General features: G+C 48.4%; 23 protein-coding genes and 1 tRNA gene. 14 read left to right on the forward strand and 10 right to left on the reverse strand.

Going from position 1 to position 22,116, the window contains the following annotated elements; all coding sequences use genetic code 11:
- Positions 1–106: 106 nt before the first annotated feature.
- The gene (rnhB, locus tag F6Q11_RS05865) at positions 107–748 is read left to right on the forward strand and encodes a ribonuclease HII (protein WP_297027158.1); all 642 of its coding nucleotides are present in this window, start codon (positions 107–109) and stop codon (positions 746–748) included.
- Here rnhB and F6Q11_RS05870 read toward each other — a convergent pair.
- The 4 genes from F6Q11_RS05870 to F6Q11_RS05885 are packed head-to-tail and all read right to left on the reverse strand — an operon-like array spanning position 745 to position 3,676.
- A complete protein-coding gene (locus F6Q11_RS05870) occupies positions 745–1,146 on the reverse strand; it encodes a Zn-ribbon domain-containing OB-fold protein (protein ID WP_297027161.1) in 402 nt (133 codons plus the stop codon). The genes rnhB and F6Q11_RS05870 overlap by 4 nt on opposite strands.
- Positions 1,147–1,148: 2 nt before the next feature.
- A complete protein-coding gene (locus F6Q11_RS05875; protein ID WP_297027164.1) occupies positions 1,149–2,312 on the reverse strand; it encodes a thiolase domain-containing protein in 1,164 nt (387 codons plus the stop codon).
- Entirely contained in the window at positions 2,299–3,354 is a 1,056-nt protein-coding gene (locus F6Q11_RS05880) for a hydroxymethylglutaryl-CoA synthase (protein ID WP_297027167.1), read from the reverse strand. The genes F6Q11_RS05875 and F6Q11_RS05880 overlap by 14 nt, the downstream gene beginning before the upstream one ends.
- Before the next feature lie 46 nt (positions 3,355–3,400).
- Positions 3,401–3,676, reverse strand: a complete 276-nt coding sequence (locus F6Q11_RS05885; RefSeq protein WP_297027170.1) for a hypothetical protein — start codon at positions 3,674–3,676, stop codon at positions 3,401–3,403.
- 115 nt (positions 3,677–3,791) lie between these two features.
- On the opposite strand from F6Q11_RS05885, the gene F6Q11_RS05890 reads away from it, so the two are divergent.
- The gene (locus tag F6Q11_RS05890; protein ID WP_297027172.1) at positions 3,792–4,211 is read left to right on the forward strand and encodes a hypothetical protein; all 420 of its coding nucleotides are present in this window, start codon (positions 3,792–3,794) and stop codon (positions 4,209–4,211) included.
- On the opposite strand, the gene F6Q11_RS05895 is transcribed toward F6Q11_RS05890, so the two are convergent.
- Entirely contained in the window at positions 4,206–5,225 is a 1,020-nt protein-coding gene (locus F6Q11_RS05895; protein WP_297027174.1) for an aldo/keto reductase, read from the reverse strand. The two genes, F6Q11_RS05890 and F6Q11_RS05895, sit on opposite strands and share 6 nt — an antisense overlap.
- Before the next feature lie 81 nt (positions 5,226–5,306).
- Between F6Q11_RS05895 and F6Q11_RS05900 the strand changes: the two genes are divergently transcribed.
- The 3 genes from F6Q11_RS05900 to F6Q11_RS05910 all read left to right on the forward strand — a co-directional run bounded on the left by F6Q11_RS05900 (position 5,307) and on the right by F6Q11_RS05910 (position 8,433).
- A complete protein-coding gene (locus F6Q11_RS05900) occupies positions 5,307–6,692 on the forward strand; it encodes an NAD(P)H-hydrate dehydratase (protein ID WP_297027177.1) in 1,386 nt (461 codons plus the stop codon).
- 18 nt (positions 6,693–6,710) lie between these two features.
- On the forward strand, positions 6,711–8,213 hold the full coding sequence (locus F6Q11_RS05905; protein ID WP_297027179.1) for a class I adenylate-forming enzyme family protein: 1,503 nt from the start codon (positions 6,711–6,713) through the stop codon (positions 8,211–8,213).
- A gap of 147 nt (positions 8,214–8,360) precedes the next feature.
- Positions 8,361–8,433, forward strand: a tRNA-Phe gene (locus F6Q11_RS05910).
- Between the two features lie 149 nt (positions 8,434–8,582).
- Here F6Q11_RS05910 and F6Q11_RS05915 read toward each other — a convergent pair.
- The gene (locus F6Q11_RS05915) at positions 8,583–9,074 is read right to left on the reverse strand and encodes a tetratricopeptide repeat protein (protein WP_297027231.1); all 492 of its coding nucleotides are present in this window, start codon (positions 9,072–9,074) and stop codon (positions 8,583–8,585) included.
- 399 nt (positions 9,075–9,473) lie between these two features.
- Between F6Q11_RS05915 and zfx the strand changes: the two genes are divergently transcribed.
- The 3 genes from zfx (at position 9,474) to cca (ending at position 11,684) form a co-directional block, all read left to right on the forward strand.
- Positions 9,474–9,905 (forward strand): zinc-containing ferredoxin, encoded by a 432-nt coding sequence (zfx, locus tag F6Q11_RS05920; RefSeq protein ID WP_367119335.1) that lies wholly within the window; start codon positions 9,474–9,476, stop codon positions 9,903–9,905.
- Between the two features lie 127 nt (positions 9,906–10,032).
- Positions 10,033–10,392 (forward strand): nascent polypeptide-associated complex protein, encoded by a 360-nt coding sequence (locus tag F6Q11_RS05925; protein ID WP_297027184.1) that lies wholly within the window; start codon positions 10,033–10,035, stop codon positions 10,390–10,392.
- Complete coding sequence (cca, locus tag F6Q11_RS05930) at positions 10,389–11,684, forward strand: CCA tRNA nucleotidyltransferase (protein WP_297027186.1); 1,296 nt, start codon at positions 10,389–10,391, stop codon at positions 11,682–11,684. Before F6Q11_RS05925 ends, cca begins: the two co-directional genes overlap by 4 nt.
- A 128-nt stretch (positions 11,685–11,812) precedes the next feature.
- Here the strand turns inward: cca and F6Q11_RS05935 are convergent, their stop codons facing one another.
- The 3 genes from F6Q11_RS05935 to F6Q11_RS05945 form a co-directional block, all read right to left on the reverse strand.
- Positions 11,813–13,600 (reverse strand): peptide-N4-asparagine amidase, encoded by a 1,788-nt coding sequence (locus tag F6Q11_RS05935; RefSeq protein ID WP_297027189.1) that lies wholly within the window; start codon positions 13,598–13,600, stop codon positions 11,813–11,815.
- Between the two features lie 430 nt (positions 13,601–14,030).
- Complete coding sequence (locus F6Q11_RS05940; protein ID WP_297027191.1) at positions 14,031–14,225, reverse strand: MoaD/ThiS family protein; 195 nt, start codon at positions 14,223–14,225, stop codon at positions 14,031–14,033.
- Between the two features lie 5 nt (positions 14,226–14,230).
- Positions 14,231–14,974, reverse strand: a complete 744-nt coding sequence (locus F6Q11_RS05945) for a proteasome assembly chaperone family protein (protein WP_297027192.1) — start codon at positions 14,972–14,974, stop codon at positions 14,231–14,233.
- 155 nt (positions 14,975–15,129) lie between these two features.
- Here F6Q11_RS05945 and F6Q11_RS05950 point away from each other — a divergent pair, with 155 nt between their 5' ends.
- The 6 genes from F6Q11_RS05950 to lpdA all read left to right on the forward strand — a co-directional run bounded on the left by F6Q11_RS05950 (position 15,130) and on the right by lpdA (position 21,419).
- Complete coding sequence (locus F6Q11_RS05950; protein ID WP_297027195.1) at positions 15,130–15,810, forward strand: DUF3834 domain-containing protein; 681 nt, start codon at positions 15,130–15,132, stop codon at positions 15,808–15,810.
- A gap of 4 nt (positions 15,811–15,814) precedes the next feature.
- Positions 15,815–16,687, forward strand: a complete 873-nt coding sequence (gene map, locus F6Q11_RS05955) for a type II methionyl aminopeptidase (protein WP_297027197.1) — start codon at positions 15,815–15,817, stop codon at positions 16,685–16,687.
- Positions 16,688–16,921: 234 nt separating this feature from the next.
- A complete protein-coding gene (locus F6Q11_RS05960; RefSeq protein ID WP_297027200.1) occupies positions 16,922–17,935 on the forward strand; it encodes a thiamine pyrophosphate-dependent dehydrogenase E1 component subunit alpha in 1,014 nt (337 codons plus the stop codon).
- Positions 17,932–18,891 (forward strand): alpha-ketoacid dehydrogenase subunit beta, encoded by a 960-nt coding sequence (locus F6Q11_RS05965; RefSeq protein WP_297027202.1) that lies wholly within the window; start codon positions 17,932–17,934, stop codon positions 18,889–18,891. Before F6Q11_RS05960 ends, F6Q11_RS05965 begins: the two co-directional genes overlap by 4 nt.
- 4 nt (positions 18,892–18,895) lie before the next feature.
- Positions 18,896–20,107 carry a dihydrolipoamide acetyltransferase family protein gene (locus tag F6Q11_RS05970; protein WP_297027204.1) on the forward strand — a complete coding sequence of 404 codons (1,212 nt, stop codon included), beginning with the start codon at positions 18,896–18,898 and terminating at the stop codon, positions 20,105–20,107.
- A 1-nt stretch (position 20,108) separates the two neighbouring features.
- Positions 20,109–21,419, forward strand: coding sequence for a dihydrolipoyl dehydrogenase (gene lpdA, locus F6Q11_RS05975; protein ID WP_297027206.1), 1,311 nt, complete (start codon positions 20,109–20,111; stop codon positions 21,417–21,419).
- Between the two features lie 54 nt (positions 21,420–21,473).
- Here the strand turns inward: lpdA and F6Q11_RS05980 are convergent, their stop codons facing one another.
- Positions 21,474–22,007: a cob(I)yrinic acid a,c-diamide adenosyltransferase gene (locus F6Q11_RS05980; protein ID WP_297027209.1), complete on the reverse strand. Its 534-nt coding sequence runs from the start codon at positions 22,005–22,007 to the stop codon at positions 21,474–21,476.
- Between the last annotated feature and the right edge of the window lie 109 nt (positions 22,008–22,116).

The following is a 22,116-nucleotide window of genomic DNA, read 5'->3' on the forward strand; positions in this document are numbered from 1 at the left end:
GAACCCGAGGCCTCCTGCTTGCAAAGCAGGCGATCTACCGCTGATCTACCGGCCCCTGATCAAGGGAATTTCAACAAGGCTTTAAAATTATCGATGCTATAGCCCTATGTTGACGGAAAAAGAAAGGCAGTGCGGTATCGATGAAGCGGGGCGTGGTCCTGTTATCGGGCCCATGGTTATATCACTTGTATGCTGTGACATCGACTTTCTGAGGGAAATCGGTGTTAAGGATTCAAAGGTTCTCACGAGAAAGAAGAGATCCGATCTTTTTGGCAGGATAATGGATCGATGCTTTGTCAGATACAGGATACTTTACCCTAAGGATCTGAATAGGCTCATGTCCATGGAGTCGCTCAACAAGATAGAAGAGGACGAGATAGTCAGTCTTCTTCAGAACGCAGAAGGTACGGTTTACATAGACTGTTATGACGTCATAGAGGAGAGAGCTCAGGAGATAATAAGAGGCAGATCGGGTAAGGATGTTGTCTGCAGGCACAAGGCCGATGCAACATTTCCTGCTGTATCTGCGGCATCCATAGTATCCAAGGTGATACGCGATGCCGAGATAGAGAAGTTGCATGAGAAATACGGATATTTCGGATCTGGATACCCATCCGATCCAAAGACCATAGATTTCCTGATAAAATTCCTGAAGGAAAATAAGGATCCGTCCGATATCGTCAGGATGCACTGGTCAACCGTACGGCGTTTATTTGATACAGAAAAAAATCAGAAAAAATTGTTTTAGTCCAGAGCGAACTTGTATCCGTACACGATCACTCCGGTATCCCCATCCTCTCCCATGCGCCTGAACACCGCATGGACATGCTTTCCTATTTCAACCTCTGATGGGTCGCAGTCCACGATCTGGCCCGTTATCATCGGGCCTTCCTCCATCTTTATCAGAGCGAGGACGTACGGTTTCTGCCTGGAGAATCTCGGCGGAGCTTCGTGTACAACGGTAAAGCTCTCTATAACGCCCTCACCGGAAAGCTCTAAATCTTTCATCTTTCCTATGGATTCCCTGTGGCATGTCGGGCACACCTCCCTGGGCGGGAAGTAAACCCTGCCGCAGTTCTCGCATCTGGTGCCAAGGAGCCTGTATCGGTGCTCGCTCTCCCTCCAGAATCTTGATAGCTGTCCCATGATCACTCACCCACTATATGTACGACGGATGTCGCACCTGTCCCGGCCATGTTGTGCAGCATACCATACCTCGCGCCCTTCACCTGCCTCTGGCCTGCCTTGCCCTTGAGCTGCAGGTATGCCTCATAGAACTGAGAAACACCAGTTGCTCCCAGCGGGTTTCCCTTTGCCTTGAGGCCGCCGGATGGGTTAACGGGCAGGCTTCCGCCGAGCTTTATCTCTCCGAGAAGTTCGTTGCCCTTGCCCTTCTCCGCAAAGCCAAGGTCTTCAAGCTCAAGAAGGCCGTATATGCTGTATGAATCGTTGAGCTCGAGGAACGATACGTCATTCTTCTTTATTCCAGCCCTGTCAATGGCCTGCTTCGCTGCTATCCTCGCGGATTCCAGCGTGTATATGGATTTCCTGCTGTGCAGCGCGAGGTAGTCCTCTGACATGGCGGAACTCACTATCCTTATGCCGTCTAGCCTGTTTTTCTTGCGATATTCATCCGATGCCAGTATTATGGCGGAGGCACCATCAGATATCGGAGAGCAGTCGAACACGTTCAGGGGTTCGGCCACTGGATCGCTCTTCAAAACCTGATCCACCGTTATCTTGTTCCTGTACTGCGCATCAGGGTTCATCGATGCATTCGCGTGATCGTTGACGGCGATCATCGCCAGGTCCTCCCTCGGGACCTTGAAATCATGCATGTATCTCCGCGCGGTTATGGCCGCAAGCGCAGCCGGGGTTGCACCGTTGAAGCTCTCCCATTCCCTGTCGAGTATCGATGACTGAACGTCTATTATCTCGGACCCGTATATGTCCGTCATCTTTTCCACGCCGCCAACCATTACAACGTCGTACTCTCCGGACTTTATTGCGAGATATGCCTCTCTGACGGCCGCACCACCGGAAGCGGTTGACGCTTCGACCCTCACAGCCGGAACGTGGGTCTCGGCTATACCGGAGAAATCCGCTGCCAGTGCCGCTATGTTGCTCTGCTCGTTTATTGTTCCTGCAAGGCTGTTGCTTGCGTAGAGCATCTGCAGGTCCCTGGAATAGATGTTCGCTTCCTTTATCGCCTCGAGGCCTGCCTCCACGGCGAGATCCCTGAGCGATTTGTCCCATAGTTCTCCGAATTTGGTCTCTCCAGCACCTATGATGTAAACTTCACTCAATACCATCACCCACTATGATCTTCTTCTTGTACTTCGCATATATGGCGTAATCAACCCACCTGACATTCTCGAGCATCTTCTTTATGGTCGGGGCCCTGTTCCTGTCCATCTCCTCGATCCTGTCCGTGACGGTGATGTCGAACGCATCGGATCCTGCCCCTGAACCGAATGAAACGGCGAGAATGTGGTCTCCAGGCTTAGACACATCCAGTATTGAAGAGAGGCCGGTCATCATTGATCCCGAATATGTGTTGCCTATGTATGGGGTGAGAAGCCCATCCTTGTACTGCTTCTCCTCGAAGCCCAGCATCTTTGCAGCCCTTGTAGGAAACTTGCCGTTGGGCTGGTGGAACACAACGTAATCGTAGTCCTTCGGCTGCGTCTCCATGCGCTCCATCATCATCTTCGCAGCCGTGACGACGTGCCTGAAGTAGGCAGGTTCTCCGGTGAATCTTTCGCCATGGCTAGGGTAGGGCTGGCCCTCCCTCCTCCAGAAGTCCGGTGTATCAGATGCTACGGAAAGCGTCGAATTTATCTCGGCTATCGTGTCATCCTTTCCTATCACGAAGGCGGTGCCTCCAGCGGATGCGGAGTATTCCAGGGCATCGCCGGGCGCACCCTGTGAAGTATCGGCGCCTATGGCAAGCCCATACTTTATCATACCGGCGTCTACCATCGCCTTCACGTTCTGCATGCCCGCCGTTCCTGCCTTGCATGCAAACTCGTAATCAGCTGCGAAAAGCGAAAAATCAACACCGATAGCCGAACCGACTATGGTCGCCGTTGGCTTGACGGCGTATGGATGTGATTCGGAACCGACGTATATTGCGCCAATTTCCTTTGGATCGATCTTCTTCCTCTTCAGCGCATTCCTTGCCGCCTCAACCGATATGGTTGCGACGTCCTCATCCGGCGCTGGGACGGATTTACTCAGAATGTATATGCCATTCTTTATGTGCTCTGGGTTCTCTCCCCATACCCTGGCTATCTCATCCGGCTTTATGCGGTACCTGGGTATGTAGGAACCGTAGGTGACTATACCTGACATAGATTATGGAATTGCTTGAGGTATTTAAAAATTGGCGAAGTCAAATTCAACGTTCGCCGAACAGATCCCTGACCATAACGGCCTGTCCATCCTTGAGCACGAAGACCTCGTCCTCATAATCCGCATCTATGGCCAGGCTCCTCTTGTTGCCCGTTGGTATTATGAAATATGATCGTTTTGCATTTCTGCCGCTGAGCACAAGCCTGATCTTCTTGTCCATCTTGCCATCGGTTTCGTATCCGTATATCACGAATGATCCAGAATCTATGAAGACCCGCTTCTCTATCTTGCCTCCCTTGGTCTCAGTTTCATACTCCTTCATGATGATGCATTATGATCCATGGCTTAAAAATTGCCCATAGAATAATTTCATGCATGAAATATTGGCGAATGCTTAAGCATGGATCTGTTTAAATCCTGGAATAGATGAGCACACAATGATAAGATTCAGGAAGCAGTTGGAAATAGATGCTGATCCGAAAGAGGTATTCAGCATAATATCAGATCCAGGCAGGATAACGGAGTTCTGGAAGGGGACGAGGCAGGTGATAAGGCAGGGAGACTTTTACAGGATAAGGTTCGCCTTTCCGGCATGGGGCCTCATGTCGTTTCATCCGGATGCGGAAAGGATGACTGTGCTTACATCGTACCTGAAGGGACCAGTGAAGGGATCGAAGATAGATGCAGTCCTTATAAGATCAGGCAGAACTGTTCTGCAGACGGAATGGAACGTGAAGCTGTCCTTCTACCTCCGGCCCTTCGAGCGGAGAATAGGAACACATTTCGAAACAGGCGCGGATCATGCCATAAGAAGAATAAAGGAGAGCCTGGAGAAAAGGAAAGAAATAGTTTTATGACAGGATCTCGAAGTTCCTGTCCCCGTTCTGCCTCTTGACCATCCAGTTTGGATATATCTCCCTGATCTCCGATACCCTGTCAAGCCTGTCGATCTGATCCTTCTTGAGGTTTACGTTCACGCTCTCAAGGTTTTCCTGGAGCTGTTCCATGTTCCTTGCACCTATGATCGCAACATGCCCCTTGGACGTGATCCATGCAAGGGCCACCTGTGACATCGTGCATCCCTGTTCCTGTGCTATCCTCTTGACCTCGTCCACAATGTCCCACCCATGGGTCTCGTCAAAGTACGGGAAGAAGAAGCCGCGGTCACCCATCCTTGTCCCGGACTGTGGCTTTTCGCCTCTCCTGTATTTCCCGGTGAGCACGCCGCCGTGCAGAGGGCTCCATGAGAGGAGCGTCATTGACCAGTACTTCATTAGCGGCAGAACCTCATATTCTATGTCCCTGTTTAGCAGGCTGTAGTTCATCTGTGCGCTCTCGTACCTGGCATATCCACGTTCCACGGCCGTAGCCTGAAGCGTTGCCATCTGCCAGGCTGTGAAGTTTGAAATAGCTGGATATATGACATACCCTGAATCCACGAAATTCTCCATCGTGGACAAAAATTCATCGAATTCTCCGTGAAGATCCCAGCCATGGTACTGGTATATATCGATCCATTTTGTATCAAGCCTCTCGAGGCTCTTCCTGATGGCTATGGACATGTGGTGCCTTGATAGCCCGCTCTCGTTTATTCCATTCCCGGTTCGCCCCCTGACCTTTGTGGCCACCATAACCTGGTCCCTGTATGGCTTTATGGATTTTCCGAGCATTATCTCGGAATCGCCTTCATCGTAGACGTCTGCGGTATCGTAAAGGTTTATTCCGGCATCAAACGCGGTCTTCACCATTCTGTCCGATAGATCCTGAGTGACGCCACCAAGCTTCCACCTGTTCTTCTCTCCAAGCGTCATTGCGCCGAACGCAAGAACAGAGACAAATGACGCTGTCTTTCCATATCTGACATACTTCATGGTGATTGCCATGTTCGTATCTTATTTCATATTTTTGATTTCAGATGCTTAATTTTTTGTCCTAAGTTGCGATATTTTTTCATGAACTACTATGTGGACATGCAGCATGATGACCTGAACTATGAATACCTCTACGGAAGCACATACCCACTGATGAAGAACGCAGGCAAGGCGGTTGCTGAAGCTGTGCTCAATAATTATCCGGATGCGAAGACAGTCTGCGTTGTTGCAGGTACTGGCAACAACGGTGGAGACGCCATTGTTGCTGGGACGCTATTGATGGCAAGATACGATGTCAGGGTTCTCATCGTAACGGAGATAAAATCCGATCTGGCAAAGCGTGCACTGTCAGAGTACGGGGGAAAGGTGGTGGGCCTCGACGGCATGGATGAATGCATGAGATGCGATGTAATAATAGACGGCATATTTGGGGTCGGAATATCCGGCGATCCTAAGGATCCCTACAGAACCGTCATAGAGAAAATAAACGGATCCGGTTCGCACATCGTTTCCGTAGATATCCCATCTGGGCTTGGAACAAACTGTGCCGTGAAGCCGGAGATCACCGTAACTTTCACCATGACTAAATACGGAATGGACACCGGTAACAGCGGAAGGATAATCGTTGCAGACATAGGCATACCGGATGATGTGAGGAAGTACGCTGGCCCTGGCGATCTCCTTTACTATCCGAAGCCAGAACCATCATCGCACAAGGGCATGAACGGTACTCTAGCCATCGTTGGCGGGTGGGAATTCCATGGATCGTCGGTCATTGCAGCGCTGGCTGCCGAGAGGATCGGACTTGATCTCGTCAGGGTTTTCGTCTCGCAGAGAAACTATCAGATAGTTAGCGGCTACGATCCAGGCATAATAGTGAGGCCGGTTGACCGTCTGGACGATGAAAAGCTATCTGAGATCTATGGAAATTCTGCCATTCTCCTTGGGCCGGGCATGGGGAGGAGCAGTGAGGCCATGGACGCCGCGAGGAAGCTATTGGCAGATTCGAAGCTGCCCATGGTTGTTGATGCAGACGCGCTCAACGCTGTCGGCGAATTCCAGGGGAGCTTTTCCGGGCGAAACGTTATCATAACGCCGCACAAGGGCGAATTCAAGAGGATATCCGGCCTTGAACCGAACGAGAATAACGCAGCTTTGTATGCACGAAAAAAGGGCCTTATAGTTGTTCTTAAGGGGCCGGTGGACGTGATAACTGACGGCGAGGAGGTGCATTACGCGAAGGGCGGAAATTCCAGGATGACGATGGGAGGTACAGGAGACCTTCTGGCAGGCATAATATCGGCGTTCCTGGCAAGATCCGTTGACCCGATGAGGGCATGCCTAATGGGCACATACCTGAACAAGGCATTGGGCGAAGCCGCCTATTCTAAACATGGGTACTGGTATACGGTGACCGACATGATATCTGAGATACCGGGGGTGATGGGTAAATACATTAAAATATAGACGAAAACTAATACGGTCATGGATATGGGCACCGGATCGAGCATATACGATGCATTTGCTGCTGTTGCACAAAACAATGAGAGCAGGGTTGCCATATACTTCATGGGAAAACCACTGACATATCATAACATTCTGTCCATGTCTGACTCTTTAGCGCACAATCTCGAGGAGATGGGCATAGACAGGAACGTGGCCATCATGGCTGGAAACTCACCCCAGTTCATAGTATCGATCCTTGCCCTTAACTCCATCGGGCTTGCAGCCGAACTGCTCAGGCCGGGAGAATCCCCAGAATCCAGTGGATCTGAGTACGTTATTGCTAGCGATTACATGCTAAATTACAGGGACTTCAACTTCAGGGATATGTTTCTCATCAGGGATGAGGACTTTGCCCCATATGGTACGTCACTGAGATATTATTTCAGGGAATACCTTGGGGATCGGCCGGATCTCTCATCGCATCCTGGAATACACAGATTCTCAGATCTTGTTTTTGACAAAGTTGCCCGTGCGGAAAGGAAACGGAACACAGAGGACGTGGCCATAGTCAAGAGGACGGGGAAGGCACAATCCCCGTTCCTGTTGAGGAACGGGGACGTGATCTCAGCCACGCAGGAGTTATCCAGCTATCTGGAGGGTTTCAGAAAGAACATAGTGATATCATCCTCCCTCTACCACATGTCAACCCTACAGTTTCTCTTCATGACGCTCCTTAATGGGGGCACCGTGAACCTTGTCCCGGATTACATGGATGCCCACACGACCATGAGGCTGGCAGAGAAGCTGGATAGCAATATGATACTTGGAAATTCAAATCTTTACGGCCAGATCCTTGAGAAGAGGATCGGCATACCGAAGGCGATTAGGTTTCTCTTCATGCTGGGAGAGGATTTTACTCTGGAATTCATGGAGAGGTTCCGGAGCCAAACCGGTCGCATGATAAAGGTGGGATACGATTTGACCGCACTCGGAGGATCTGTCACGATAACGCCAATAGATTCAGATTACGATGGAAGCATGGGTAAACCTCTTCCCGGAGTTAAGATACGCATAACGGACAGATCCGGCAGGGATGTGCAGTCTGGCGAGACTGGATTTATAGAAGTTTCATCGGATCGCTTCGCCATGGTGTCCGGGGATCCTTTCTACAATACCGGCGATCTTGGCTTCATTGATGCAGTTGGAAACCTGCATCTGGAGAGATCGAGAAGGATGATCATAAACGGGACGGTGATATACCCGGAGCCCATAGAGACTGCTGCTTTGAAAGCTCCAGGGGTCAACGATATTGCCCTGGGGATGCGGTATGAAAATGGCCTGCCAGTGCTGGTGGCCTACGTGGTTTCTGAGGATCTGAATGGCGTAAAGCGCTTCTTCAACACAAAGGTACCTCCATATCTGAGGCCTGGCAGATACATACAGATGAGGAAGATACCCAGAAGCCCGGCTGGAAAGATAATACGGGAACAGCTTGTGGAAATGGTAACTCCCAGCGATCAGAAAACATCTGCAGGCGCATGACCATAATATCCACTGCGCACGGGCAGGAATGGGCAAGATGGGAAAAATTGATAAAGATATATACCATACGCTGACACCAGAATGGCTTGATTCCAAGCTTGCGTGGATCAGGGCATCATGTGATGGCGTGTTTCAGGCTGTTGAAAAGCCGTGGTAGCTCAGTTGGGAGAGCGCCAGACTGAAGATCTGGAGGTCGCTGGTTCGATCCCGGCCCACGGCATACCTGTGACATTTCGATAAAGATGATATTAAAGCCCATGATATTATGAATATCAAAACTTAACAGAGTAATGTCCGGTTCATGGGCAAATTTTACCAGCAGTTCCATGCTGTATGTTTCCAAATCATCCTTAGGGTTTTGATGGGGCATCATTGTTTTTGGCCTGAATTCAGGCAGATCTCCATATCCCTCCTGTATCTGTCCATAACGGAAATTATGAACGATTTCAGCCACTCGGAGGCATACTGCTTTGCTTTGTTAAGCATCTCCAACCCCTCGCATTCCCGCTTTTCGTAAGGTTCTTGTTCAACAAGTTCGAGGTATCTCTTCTTGGAAATTCTTGCCTGATCTTTATCTCCGTTTCTCGCTGAGGCAATCGCAAGGGAGAGATGGGCGTATGCGTAATTCGGATCTTCCTCTACGGCTTTCTTCATCATCTCAAGCGCAATCTGATCCATGTTAAGCTTCATTGCGCACCAGCCTCCCCAAAGCAAGGACTTTCTGCCCCTCCCGGCTTCTGTGTCTGCATCCTTCAGGTATAGCTGGAGGGCCTTTCTATACATCTCGAGGCTTTTTTCTTTCTGTCCGGTTTCTTCATAACATATGGCAAGGCCGTGCCATGCGCCAGCCGAGTCAGGAATAGCCTGAACAGCCTTCTAATAGAGTATCAAGGCATCGGAATATTTTTTCATGCAGAGCAGCGCCTCTGCCGCCTCATAAAGCGCATCTAAGGCTTCTCCATCCATAGGTTGAAAATGCAATGAAATATTTTTAATTTAAGTGAAGTCAACAATAGAGATCCCCAGAGCACCATCATGAAAAATCAATCCATAGCAGGCATGGAAGACCACCGCGTCGCAGATACGGTGTGATCATTAACAACGAATGCCATCTCTGGAAGTTCGAGATAGGTCATGATCACTTCGATCCATGAATGTATCCATCCATCAGGTATCCGAAGAATGAACCACGGCAATATTTTCTCTAACTGTTGCGTATAGTTTAAATAAAAATATAAAATATCTTGCCGGTGAGTGTATTTGGTTAAGCTAGAGGAGCTCGATTTCAAGCCAAAGCCCATAGATGAGCACTTTCTTGAGAACGACAAGGACTATCCCGTAACCGGTCAGCACAATGGCCATGACGTAAGGGCCGAAGGAATGCAGAGGCTCGACGCCGATGGAAAACCATACCCCACGAAGCTGGGTATACATGGCACGCATGTGGCTGTTGACTGGGACTGCTGCATTGCAGATGGTGCATGCATGGATGTCTGCCCTGTCAACCTCTATGAGTGGAATCTCAATCCTGGAAAATCAGGCACGGGGAATGACCACAAGATAGAGAAGGGCAGTGAGGAGTGGAACAAGTACAGGACAGACAAATGTGATCCTGTCCGAGAATCGGACTGCATATTCTGCATGGCGTGCGAAAGCGTATGCCCTGTGAGGGCAATAAAGATAACTCCGTAAACATAAAACCACATTTTATTTTATATATAGAATTTTATAATGTTATCTTAAGACATCGCAGAACCATAACGGACGATCATCGATCTCAAGACTCAACTTTATTTACAATTTAATGATCAGTCCCTGAATGATACCTGGCAGGATGAATTCAAGGGAGATGCGCCGGCTTATGGCGCAGATGGGAATAAAGTCAACGGAGATGGATGACGTCACCAAGGTCATATTCAAGGGAAAGACGAAGGATTATGTTATAGATAACGCCCAGGTCACGATGATTGAAGCGCAGGGCGTGAAGACCTTTCAGGTCGTCGGCACCATGAGGGAGGTGCCCAAGGAACCTGAAGAGAAGAAGGAGGAATCATTTCCTGAGGATGATATAAAACTCGTCATGGAACAGGCAAACGTCTCGAGGGATAAGGCGATAGAAGCGCTGAAAGCGTCAGGCGGTGAGCCTGCTCAGGCCATAATGAACCTGATGCAGAAATGATAGACTATCATAGAATACTTGAAAGGTACAGACCAACGGAGGATGAGGAGAGGAAGTTAAGGAGGATATCCAGAAGCATCGTACAGAGGATAAACGGCATATGCGCCTCAAGAGGGCTGAGGGCCGAGGCAGTTATCGTTGGGTCCTATGCAAAGGGCACAAATCTCAGAGACGGAGATCTCGACATATTCATAGCGTTCGACCGGGACTATCCTGAAGATCTGGTCAATACAGAGGGTCTCCGTATAGGGCATGCCGTGCTTCCCGAAGGACGCGAGAAGTATGCGGAGCATCCGTACGTCAGCGGGGAGGTCGAGGGCATAAAGATAGATGTTGTCCCCTGTTACAAGATGCGGTTCGGTGAGAAGAAGATAAGCGCCGTTGACAGAACGCTCCTCCACACAGAATACGTGAATCAACACCTTGACGATAGGGGCAGGGATGAGGTCAGGCTGCTGAAGATATTCATGAAAAGCATAGGGGTATATGGGGCGGAGGCCAAGACCTTCGGTTTCTCGGGATACCTATGTGAGCTTCTGGTCATCAGGTTCGGAAGCTTCAACGACGTCATAGGCTACTTTTCCAGGGCGAAGGGAAGGGTGATCATAGATGAGGATGATCGTTTTCAGGACCCCATGGTGCTCATAGATCCTGTGGATCCGGACAGAAACGTTGCCTCTCCTGTGGGCCTTGAGAGCCTGTCCAGGATGAAGATAGCATCGAAGCTGTTCAGATCTTCGCCTGATGAGAGGTTCTTTCAGATCGATCATGAGAAAAAGAACGTTCAGTACCACGACAGGGGGACCTGCATAACGATATACTCGCTTCCAAGGCCAGATCTCACCGATGATGTGATCTATCCACAGGTTTACAGGTTCAGATCCGTACTGCAGAAGATAATGGAAGCACACGAGATCCGTGTGATCTCCTCGGAAATAGACGTCAGCGACAGGATATACGTACTTGTTGAAACAGCCACCTGCGCAGAGGACAGGATACATGTGCATACAGGCCCTCCAGTGGATACGGATAACGCGGTGGACTTCATTAACAGCTGGAAGGGAAGGGAGAGATCCCGCGGACCATACATAGTCGCAGACAGGCTCTACGTGGATGTCTTCACAGCCCAACGCAGCATAGAGGATATAGTCAGGCAGGAGATTTTCAATTATTCCATAGGAAAGAATCTTGATCGCTTCAGGAAGGCCATGGAAATAACAAGATTCAGGGAAGGGATGGATAAAATGCCGATACTCGATAAGTTCTTCGGTGCAGATCTATTTAAACTATAAATATCATATTACTATTGAAAATTCAGAGAGGTCGTCAGGCATCTAACATTGACATACAAAACGCTTATCTTAATAATGGCATGAAAAAAAGTAAAAATTTGAATTCAGTCAATTTAAAAGACATTCATTCAACTTTTAAAATATTTTACTATAATGTATACATAGCTTCCATTCCTGTTGACTAAAGAGTCATTTATGGCCTCTTCATTTAGGTAAAAGACTGTGTAGCTGTGATCCGATATGGATCTAGAAAGAACTATCTTATGAGTTATGGCATGGTTGTAAACTAAGCTCGTTATTTCATTTTCACTGTTCAATGTTCCAGCAAATACCCCATTTCCTGTGACAACCTTACTAGTGTAATTGAAATCTACGATATTATAATGAAGATTGCGTTCATTCCCGAACTGATATTGCATTATACTGGTATTCTTTATCTGAGTGACGTTGAAGCCTATAACAATTAAGCTTGGGCTGAATATTAGATACTCGAAATCGGTGCCATTTATCTGAAAATATTCCTGCTTTATAGTTTTTGTTTCACTTATCATCATTTGGGCATTTCCATTGGTAGCGTATACTTTTGTTATTGTCACATATTCTATGTTTTCCTTAAGATAGAAATGCTGAATATATACTAAGCCTATTCCAAAAGGAGTATTATTAATTATATTGAAACATGGGTCAAACTCAGTAGAGTTGGCGAAGAACTTTACAGTTTTAAAGGTGGTAGATGCGGTCAATTCATTACCATTTGTAATGAAGCCATATGAAGATAAGGTTTCATTGGTGAATTCGCTATCATTCAGGTACTGTGCGCTGAATGGTATGCTCTCGCTTGTTAGATTAGTTTCTGGGGTCTGATGATAATTATTCTGGAAATGGAAGCTTACGTTGGCACTCCCATATCCATTTTGGATGTTGTTGGTAAATAACATAAAATTCAATGCTACTCTTATCCATAGATTTTCGTCATTAACAACCTCTAACGTTACATTCTTTGTCCCTCTGAGAATTGATAGGTATGGGTTGAGGTTGATGACATGTTGAGGATACAGAACCGCTCCTATGGGCAGAATAGGTTGCCATAGGAATAGATCACCGCCTCCAGTTTGTATGTTTGGATAGGGTTGTACAGTGGCTATCAGGGTGTTATTGATGTATATTCTAAATTCTCTGAATGGGGGTTGCAAAGTATACCAGAACTCGTCATTTCCGTTTTGCTGTTCATATAAGTTAAGATATGCTGACGTTATGTTCATTGGGAAGCTTACAGAAGCGGACTTAGACACGTTGAACGGTATTGGGACATTTACTGGAAAAGCATTCTTTGGTGTTGGAAAGCCTATATCTGTAAAGGCTGGAATGATCAGATTGGGTTCTGGTACGCCATTGCCGGTGTAAAAGGTAAACCAAACGCTTAGTCTCGATGCATATCCTGGATTAAACTGGGGTGAACTGATAGTAACTGAAGAATGCTCAGTGAAGATATGTTCGTATTGACTTACATTTTCTGATGCACTTGTATTTTCCAGTTCCAGAGTGTTTCCAGACATTATTTGTACTCCATTTACTATAACTACATAGCTATCGTCAAAGGGATTAGATATATATTGATCAAAGAATGTAACTTCTATTTTGTAAAAGTTTCCCTGTGGAAAGTTCACACTGTTATTCGTGATAGTAGATGTGGTATTATGTGATACACAGGCGTTATAAATCGGAGTGATTACTATTGTACCTGGTGGATTTGGTATAGTTGGGCCCTCTGATATAATGAGATTCTTGTTATCAAGAGCATTAGAGTTTAAATGAATTCCATTGTTTTCTGATGTAGACGGCGATCCTTGGGGAATCCCGAATGCAGTTTGCTCTGAAGCCGCTATAAACAGTATAACGAATACTGTTATAACCAAATATAGAAATTTCATTAAAATATTTTATTAATTATACATATATAATTATTGTGTAGTTTCATGAGAGACATTATCTATTATGCATAATTATCCTATATAACAAAATATTTGTATAAAAAAAGCTCTTTGGTGCATTTTATTTGCATAGCTCTTTTATGCATCAGATTATGATTTTGAATCTTGAGGAGTAATATAAAAGTTTTCTGATAGAAAGTTTGTTATTAAGCACCTAGCGTCTTAGGCATAATCTTTAGCTGGAAAATGTCTTATCTATAAAGTAGATCAAACAAAATATTGTACGTATGATACCCTAAATAGAAGCAGAATCCTGGTCAGAAAATACCGCGGTAAATTGTTCAAAAAAATCTCCGAAAGCAAGTCTGTAAAATCCATAAATACAGTTAAGATGATCATGGAAATGGCTTACTCTTCATCCCCCAGAGAAGACTTCCAGTATCACAACATCGTCATCTTTTTTCACAAGGTGATCGCCAAGCGCCGGAGACCCGTTAACGATGACCACGTATTCGTTCTCGTTCAGGCCAAGACCGGCCATCAGGTCCGATACCCTGGTATCGGAATCTATAGACATCTCCTTTCTGATGTGGCCCCTGACCTTTATCATACAGATCATCCGTACATTGACTGCGGCTCCTTCTGCTTCTCCTGGAGCTCCTTGTACTGTTCCTCTATCTTCTTTATCTGCTCGTCCAGAGCCTTCACCTGCTCCTCGAGCAGGTCTGTTTTTATCTTCAGGTTGTACGCCTTGTTGATGGCCTCTATGATGGACAGTACTGCCCCGGGATCAGGTATATCCACGGAGGTGGGCGTTATCAGCGAAAGGCCGGTTATCTTTCTAACAAGGCACTCGTTCAGTATGCCGCCTCCCATACCTGCAATTATTGCTGAATCCGCAGGCTGTATGCCGGCCTTCTTGAACTTGTCCAGCTTTGGCCTCTCTGCGACCGCAAACACTGGCTTCTCCTCAGGAATTCCGTTTGCAGGGCTGCCCTCCATTATAACGATCTCGCTTGCACCGACCTGGTCTATCCAGTTCATCAGGGTGTTGGATATCTCGTATATATGGGCGCTGGATATCGGCACCTCGCACATGGCGACCAGAACCGTATTCGAACTGTTTGCGTATATTCTGAATGGATGCCTGAGCTTACCACCAACGAACACGGCTACTGGTGGAATGTGCTGTGATATGAGATGCGCCACCTGGTGCATCCCGAGCGTCTCTACTATATAGCTTGCTGCAAGCACGCCAGTAGGTGTTGATCCGGCAAACCCACATAGAACCACTGGGTTGTTATAATTGCGCTTCTCCAATTCCATTACCTGGCTTTCTGAAGACTTTTTCGTGACCATGATCAATTTAGGTAATATAGATATTTATATTTATCCGAATGTGAATGCTTCCATGGCGAAAAGGACGTACATGTTCAAGATCAAGGTCTGGCCTTAAACGAAGCAAAAGCCAGCGAACCTACCTATTTATAAATTATATTGCAATTGTCCATCATATGAGGATAGGTGCACCGTTTGCAGGACCTGTTTCGTTCCCCCTCCTTGTTCTATCTGAATACGAAGATATCGATGTGCACAACACCTGCTCAGAGGAGGGAAATTTCGACGTTGTGTTGGATTCCATAACAAACATAACAAGATACGGAATGGGATTGATCGCCGGTGTTTTCATTGACATGTATTCCCTGATAGGAAACCTGGAGTCTAAGACCATATACACCGTGAGAAAGGGAACGCTCGCTGACTACAATGCGAGGCTTATTGCTAGATCCATCTCCGGGCAGGTGATAAATGCCGATCCTGACACTGTGATGAAGAAGGCCAGCGAGGGCAGCATGGGCCTGGTTGGAAATGAAATACAGATCGGTAAAAGCTATTCGGAGTATGCAAAACAGATCGGGATATACGCAGCTTCCTGCATGATAGCGGCCCGCGATTCCTCGTTCAGATCCATTCTAAACGAATACCAGAAGGGCATAGACTTCATCGCAAAAAATCCTGAAAGGTCAGCTGAGATAATATCGAGGAAGAGCAATTACTATGACGAGAGTACGATGAGAAAGATAATAGGCATATACGGTCACAGGCTGACCACATCCAGACCGGATCTTGAGACATCGATCAGGATCTATTCTGCGGTCGAACCATCTGTATACAGGCTGAAGATACTCGGGTGAAAATATGGATGCAGAGGTAAAGAAGAAATATCTTGAAGCTGGAAGGATAGGAAAGAAAGCTCTTGAGATTGGCGCCAGCATGATAGAGCCCGGATCGAAGCTCTTGGACGTTGCGAACGCCATGGAGAAATTCGTCAGAGACGAGGGTGCCAGGCCGGCATTTCCGGTCAACCTTTCCATAAACAACGATGCGGCCCACTACACACCTTCTATAAATGACAAGAAGACGTTCAGGACAGGCGATGTGGTCAAGGTCGATTTCGGTGCGCATATCGACGGCTACATGTCTGATACAGCGATCACCGTTGAGGTAGGGGAACAGGGCAAGCATTCGGATCTGATAGACGCTGCCAGGCAGGCGCTCAATGCGGCGATCGAGGTTGTAAGGCCGATGAAGAGCGTCAACGAGATCGGCAGGCGCATCGCTGAGATGATAAACTCATACGGGTTCAAACCTGTTAGGAATCTTGGTGGGCATGGCGTTGAACGCTACGATCTGCACGCATCCATATTTATACCAAATTATGACGATGGAAATGTGGTCAGGCTGCAGCCGGATCATGCGATAGCCATAGAGCCATTCGCATCCACAGGCATAGGCATGATACATGAGGGGCAGCCGGGGAACATATACATGATCGACAGGCCGAAACCCAGGGAAGACGAGGTCATATACAGGAACTTCAACAAGCTGCCCTTCGCGGAGAGGTGGCTGGAAGGTCTCGTAGACGATCCGAAGTCGTACATAAGGAGCATGATGGTGTCAAAGGAACTATATGCCTTTCCGGTGCTCAAGGAGCACAACGGTGCGTTCATAGCCCAGTTCGAGCACACGATGCTTGTGCTGAACGATGAGGTCATCGTAACAACCAGATGACGCAGATATTCAAATCATGTCCTGAATTTAAACTTCTGAATCGCATTTCATAATATCATTTATTTAATTTTAAGTTCATTCATGTATAACCGATTTAAAATGAATAGTAATAAATACTTAATAATCATTATTACCTGTGCAGAGCAAACTTAAGAGGCCTATTAGTCCGTGTGGGATTTTTCTTCACTGCGTTAGCAATTGTCATGCTCTGCAGGAATCGATAAGGGTGTTTGCATGACAGAAGTTCTGGATCAGGATGAGAAGAACCTCATTGTGAGGGGTTTCACATCCATGGTGCTTGGAAGGTATTTTGACAAGAAGATCATAACGGCGCAGAGGCAGGGCCTGGTCGGCTTCTACACGCCAATGATGGGGCAGGAAGCCACGCAGGCCGGTGCTGCGATGGCTTTATCCAAGGATGACAACGTCTACGGCTACTACCGCGACGTTACGATGCTGATCTATCTTGGGCATCCCATAGAGAAGATATTCGATCAGATAATGGGCAATGCGGAGGACAGCGCAAAGGGCAGGCAGATGCCGAGCCACTACAGCGCCAAGGAGATAAATTTCATGTCTGTGCCGAGCCCGGTGGCCACGAACCTGCCCCTCGCCGTTGGTGCTGCTTACGCAAAGAAGTACAGGAAGCAGGATGGAATAGTCATAACGACGTTCGGTGACGGCGGTACGTCAACTCCGGACTTCCATGCGGCCATGAACTTCGCAGCTGTCTTCGATCTCCCGGTGGTATTCCTATGCGAGAACAATGGCTGGGCAATATCGCTTCCAGTGGAAAAGCAGACAAAGGCAGAGATATACAAGAAGGCCGAAGCCTATGGAATGAAGGGCGTCTACGTTGACGGAAACGACTTCATAAAGACGTACAGGACAGTCAAGGAAGCCGTTGAATACGCCAGGTCTGGAAATCCAATACTCGTCGAGGCCAGGAGTTACAGGATGGGCCCGCATTCCACTTCGGACGACCCGAGCAAGTACCGCAAGAACGAGGTGCAGGAGAACAGCGATCTGGATCCACTCGTGATAGCGGAGAAGCTCATGATCAGCGGCGGTTACCTGAACCAGGCGGAGATCGACAAGATCAAGGATGAATCCAAGAAGATGATAGACGAGAAGTTTGAAGAACGCCTTAAGATACCGGCTCCCGCGCCGGAGACCATGTTTGATGATGTTTATTCAGAGATGACATGGGCCATTGAAGAGGAGAGGGGTGATATACTACGCAGATGAACATGGTTCAGGCACTGAACAGTGCCATGGATCTTAAGATGTCCGAGGACGACAGCGTGATAATCCTCGGAGAGGACGTCGGCAGGGACGGAGGCGTGTTCAGGGTGACTGATGGGCTGCAGGCCAAGTACGGCCCACAGCGTGTCATCGATACGCCCCTGTCAGAGCTCGGCATCGTTGGAATGGCAATAGGGATGGCCGTCAACGGTCTGAAGCCAATACCTGAGATCCAGTTCCAGGATTTCATATACACGGCCATGGACCAGATAATAAACCAGATGGCCAAGATACGCTACAGATCCGGCGGCGACTACACTGTGCCTCTGGTTTTGCGTACTCCGGTCGGTGGAGGAATAAAGGGCGGCCTTTACCACTCCCAGAGCGGTGAGGCTTACTTTGCACATACAGCCGGGCTTACTGTTGTGAGTCCATCAAATCCATATGATGCAAAGGGCCTTCTTATATCCGCCATAGAGTCGCCGGATCCCGTCATATTCCTAGAACCGAAGAGGCTATACAGGTCGCAGAAGGCCGAAGTCCCGGATGAAAAATACAGCGTACCGCTCAGAAAGGCAAGCGTCCTTAAGCAGGGAAATGACGTTACGATGATCACGTACGGATCCATGGTTCCGACGGTCATGTCAGTGGCATCCAAGTCCAAGTACGATGTTGAGGTTATCGATCTTAGGACCATAGCACCCATGGACAGGGACACCATAATATCCTCGGTGAAGAAGACCGGGCGTGTTGTCATAGTACATGAAGCTCCAAGGACGCTCGGTGTCGGCGCGGAAATATCAGCTATGATCTCTGAGCGCGCCATCGAGTATCTCTATGCGCCGATACTGAGGGTCACGGGGCCGGATACACCTTTCCCGTACAGGCTTGAGGACTACTATCTGCCAAATGAGGCAAGGATAAATGCAGCTCTAGACAGGGTTATGGCATTCAGGTGATGATATGTACGAGTTCAAACTACCAGACATAGGTGAGGGAGTCACAGAGGGCGAAATAGTGAAATGGGATGTCAAAGAGGGCGATCTTGTTGAAAAGGATCAGGACCTTGTGGAGATAATGACGGACAAGGTCACCGTCAAGATACCCTCGCCGGTCAGGGGAAAGATAGCGAAGATACTCTACAGGGAGGGGCAGGTGGTTCCTGTGGGATCGGCCCTTCTCCAGATCGATACGGGCGAGGCAGAACAGCCGCAGCAGCCTTCCGGGCAAGTGGAGGGCGCGGGTCAGGCAGTGCAGCAGGTGGAGGTAAAGCAGGTACCGCTGCCGGAGATATCAGGCCATGTGCTTGCCAGCCCGGCGGTTAGGAGAATAGCGAGGGAGAACGGTATAGACCTTTCAAAGGTCAGTGGGACTGGAGATGGCGGCCGTGTGACGCTGGACGACCTCGAGAGGTACATGAAGTCTCCAGCACCTTCCCAGGCTCCAGCCGCGGCAAAGCCCGAGGCAGTCCACACGGCTCCACAGATCCCAGCGCAGAAACCGGCCGCCGGAAGGGAGGAGATCCTTGAGATGCACGGCCTCAGGCGCATCATATTCGACAAGATGACCAAGGCAAAGCAGATAATGCCGCACTTCACCGTCATGGAGGAGGTTGACGTCACATCGATGATGGCGATCCTGGACTCCGCAAGGTCAAGAAACAGGAAGGTCACGGTGACGGGTTTCCTGACCAGGATCGTTCCATCCGTGCTGAAACAGTACCCGTATCTCAACGCGGTATACGACGAATCCCGCAGGATTTATCTCCTGAAAAAATACTACAACATAGGCATAGCCGTTGACACGCCGGATGGGCTCAACGTCTTTGTGATAAAGGACGCGGACCGCAAGAGCATGGTTGATATATCTGCCGAGATATCAGACAAGGCAGCCAGGGCGAGAGAGAACAAGCTTCAGCTGGATGAAGTCCAGGATTCAACGTTCACAATAACCAACGTCGGTACCATCGGAGGCATAATGTCCACACCCATAATCAACTACCCAGAGGTTGCTATACTTGGAGTGCACAGGGTATTCGAACGAGACGGAAGGAAGTATATGTACCTCTCGCTCTCATGCGATCACAGGCTGATAGACGGTGCGGTTGCAACCAGGTTCATAGTGGATCTGAAAAAGGTTATTGAGGATCCGAACGCTATAATCTACGAGATCTGATATGTACGACGCGATAATAATAGGGTCTGGGCCTGGCGGCTACGCGGCCGCAATACGCCTTGGCCAGAGGCAGAAGAAGGTGGCACTGATCGAGAAGGACAAGATCGGCGGCGAATGCCTGAACTATGGCTGCATCCCGTCAAAGGCACTCATAGAGCTTGCGAACTCAATAAACTACCTGAAGGAGATGCCAGGAGTATCACTGAACTACTCAATAGACATGAAGAGGTGGCAGGAGTGGAAGTGGTCCATGATCAACAGGCTCACTGGAGGAGTGGAGATGCTCTGCAGGGGGTACGGAGTTGATGTTATAAGGGGCGAGGCCTACATCGTTGATGCGCACCATGTTAAGGTGGGCGACAGGACCATTGAGGGCGAGAACCTGGTGATAGCCACCGGATCCAAACCGGTCAAGATAAAGGGTATCGATGACGTCATATACAACAGGGAGGCGCTCGATCTGGACCATGTTCCGGAATCGGCCGCCATAATAGGGGGCGGGTACATAGGCGTCGAAATAGGCACCGCTCTGGCAAAGCTCGGATCCAAGGTTACGATAATTGAGATGATGCCAAACATCCTTCCTGGAACTGATCAGGAGCTTGTCAGGCATGTCGAGAGGAGACTTTCCCAGCTGGGAGTAAAGGTCATGACGGGAAAGAAGGTGCTGAACACTCAGCGTGGCGAAAAGATAAGGGTAAACATAGATGGAGGGGAGTACGTCGAGGCAGAAACTGTACTCATGACGGTAGGAAGGGTTCCAAACACTGAAGGCTTCGGCCTGGAAAACCTGAAGCTTGAGATGGACGGGCGTTTCATAAAGACGGATGGTCACAAGCGGACAAGCGTGCCGAACGTATACGCCATAGGGGACGTGTCTGGGCAGCCGATGCTTGCGCACAAGGCGTATTACGATGCTGATATAGCTGCCGACAACATATGCGGCATAGAAAGCGTGGTTGAGTACAGGGCAATGCCGTACGTCATATACTCTGATCCAGAGATAGCCTACACCGGTTCGAAATCAGCCAAGTCAACGAGGTTCCCTGTCGCCGCAAATGGGAGATCGCTGACGATGAACGAGAACATCGGAACCTTCAACATATACTACGATGAGAGGGGCATAGTCACGGGCGCCGGCCTCGCAGCGCCACATGCGAGCGAGCTGATAAGCGAACTGTCGCTGGCAGTTGAGTCCGGATTGATGGCGATGGATATCGGCCTCACCATACATCCGCATCCAACGGTCAGCGAAGGCGTCAAGGAGACCGCAGAGGAAGCGTACGGAAAACCGCTGCACTTCAAGGTATGATCCCTGCGGTTATCCAATAATTTCAATTTTTCCATATTCAATTGTTTCAGGTCCTCATGAGATACGGTGTATGCTCCAGATCTTCTCCGGTATATTCAGCCTCTTGTTTGACAGCAGGGCATGCATGAAGAGCACCGACGAGAGCCTGTTTGCATATATCAGGACATTCTTGTCTATCTCGGTGGCCTTCGAAGCGGCGACTATTCTCCTCTCAAGCCTTCTGGATACGGCACGCGCCATGTGCAGGGATGCCGATTCCACCGATCCACCCGGTATCACGAACAGTTCGATTTTTCCAATCTCCGCCTTCATATCCTTTACACGCATCTCGAGGTAATCGATCATCTCCTTCGTTACTATCCTTCCCTTGCCTCCAGTTGATACATCCTCCCCCAGCACGAACAGATCGTTCTGGATCCTCAAGAGGTCATTCCTTATGTCATCCCACCTGCTCAGAACCAGCGCATATCCTATGAAGGAGTTGAGCTCATCTATCGTTCCCTGGACCTCAACCACGGGTGAATCCTTCCCTACTCTGGCCCTGTTTGCAAGGTCAGTTTCCCCCTGATCGCCTCTTCTTGTGAACATCTCAGTACCATCCCACTATAGTTAACTTCACATTATTACAGCCAGTTTAATAACGTTACATGATCCGAAAGGTGAGATAAAAATATAGCTCAGGTTCGGAGGCCGATCG

Source organism: Thermoplasma sp., assembly GCF_008709555.1.
Classification (GTDB): Archaea; Thermoplasmatota; Thermoplasmata; order Thermoplasmatales; family Thermoplasmataceae; genus Thermoplasma.

Coding starts and splice junctions, on each gene's coding strand:
- rnhB (WP_297027158.1), top strand. CDS start 107: ATGTTGACGGAAAAAGAAAGGCAGTGCGGTATCGATGAAGCGGGGCGT.
- F6Q11_RS05870 (WP_297027161.1), bottom strand. CDS start 1,146: ATGGGACAGCTATCAAGATTCTGGAGGGAGAGCGAGCACCGATACAGG.
- F6Q11_RS05875 (WP_297027164.1), bottom strand. CDS start 2,312: ATGGTATTGAGTGAAGTTTACATCATAGGTGCTGGAGAGACCAAATTC.
- F6Q11_RS05880 (WP_297027167.1), bottom strand. CDS start 3,354: ATGTCAGGTATAGTCACCTACGGTTCCTACATACCCAGGTACCGCATA.
- F6Q11_RS05885 (WP_297027170.1), bottom strand. CDS start 3,676: ATGAAGGAGTATGAAACTGAGACCAAGGGAGGCAAGATAGAGAAGCGG.
- F6Q11_RS05890 (WP_297027172.1), top strand. CDS start 3,792: ATGATAAGATTCAGGAAGCAGTTGGAAATAGATGCTGATCCGAAAGAG.
- F6Q11_RS05895 (WP_297027174.1), bottom strand. CDS start 5,225: ATGAAGTATGTCAGATATGGAAAGACAGCGTCATTTGTCTCTGTTCTT.
- F6Q11_RS05900 (WP_297027177.1), top strand. CDS start 5,307: ATGAACTACTATGTGGACATGCAGCATGATGACCTGAACTATGAATAC.
- F6Q11_RS05905 (WP_297027179.1), top strand. CDS start 6,711: ATGGATATGGGCACCGGATCGAGCATATACGATGCATTTGCTGCTGTT.
- F6Q11_RS05925 (WP_297027184.1), top strand. CDS start 10,033: ATGATACCTGGCAGGATGAATTCAAGGGAGATGCGCCGGCTTATGGCG.
- cca (WP_297027186.1), top strand. CDS start 10,389: ATGATAGACTATCATAGAATACTTGAAAGGTACAGACCAACGGAGGAT.
- F6Q11_RS05940 (WP_297027191.1), bottom strand. CDS start 14,225: ATGATAAAGGTCAGGGGCCACATCAGAAAGGAGATGTCTATAGATTCC.
- F6Q11_RS05945 (WP_297027192.1), bottom strand. CDS start 14,974: ATGGTCACGAAAAAGTCTTCAGAAAGCCAGGTAATGGAATTGGAGAAG.
- F6Q11_RS05950 (WP_297027195.1), top strand. CDS start 15,130: ATGAGGATAGGTGCACCGTTTGCAGGACCTGTTTCGTTCCCCCTCCTT.
- map (WP_297027197.1), top strand. CDS start 15,815: ATGGATGCAGAGGTAAAGAAGAAATATCTTGAAGCTGGAAGGATAGGA.
- F6Q11_RS05960 (WP_297027200.1), top strand. CDS start 16,922: ATGACAGAAGTTCTGGATCAGGATGAGAAGAACCTCATTGTGAGGGGT.
- F6Q11_RS05965 (WP_297027202.1), top strand. CDS start 17,932: ATGAACATGGTTCAGGCACTGAACAGTGCCATGGATCTTAAGATGTCC.
- F6Q11_RS05970 (WP_297027204.1), top strand. CDS start 18,896: ATGTACGAGTTCAAACTACCAGACATAGGTGAGGGAGTCACAGAGGGC.
- lpdA (WP_297027206.1), top strand. CDS start 20,109: ATGTACGACGCGATAATAATAGGGTCTGGGCCTGGCGGCTACGCGGCC.
- F6Q11_RS05980 (WP_297027209.1), bottom strand. CDS start 22,007: ATGTTCACAAGAAGAGGCGATCAGGGGGAAACTGACCTTGCAAACAGG.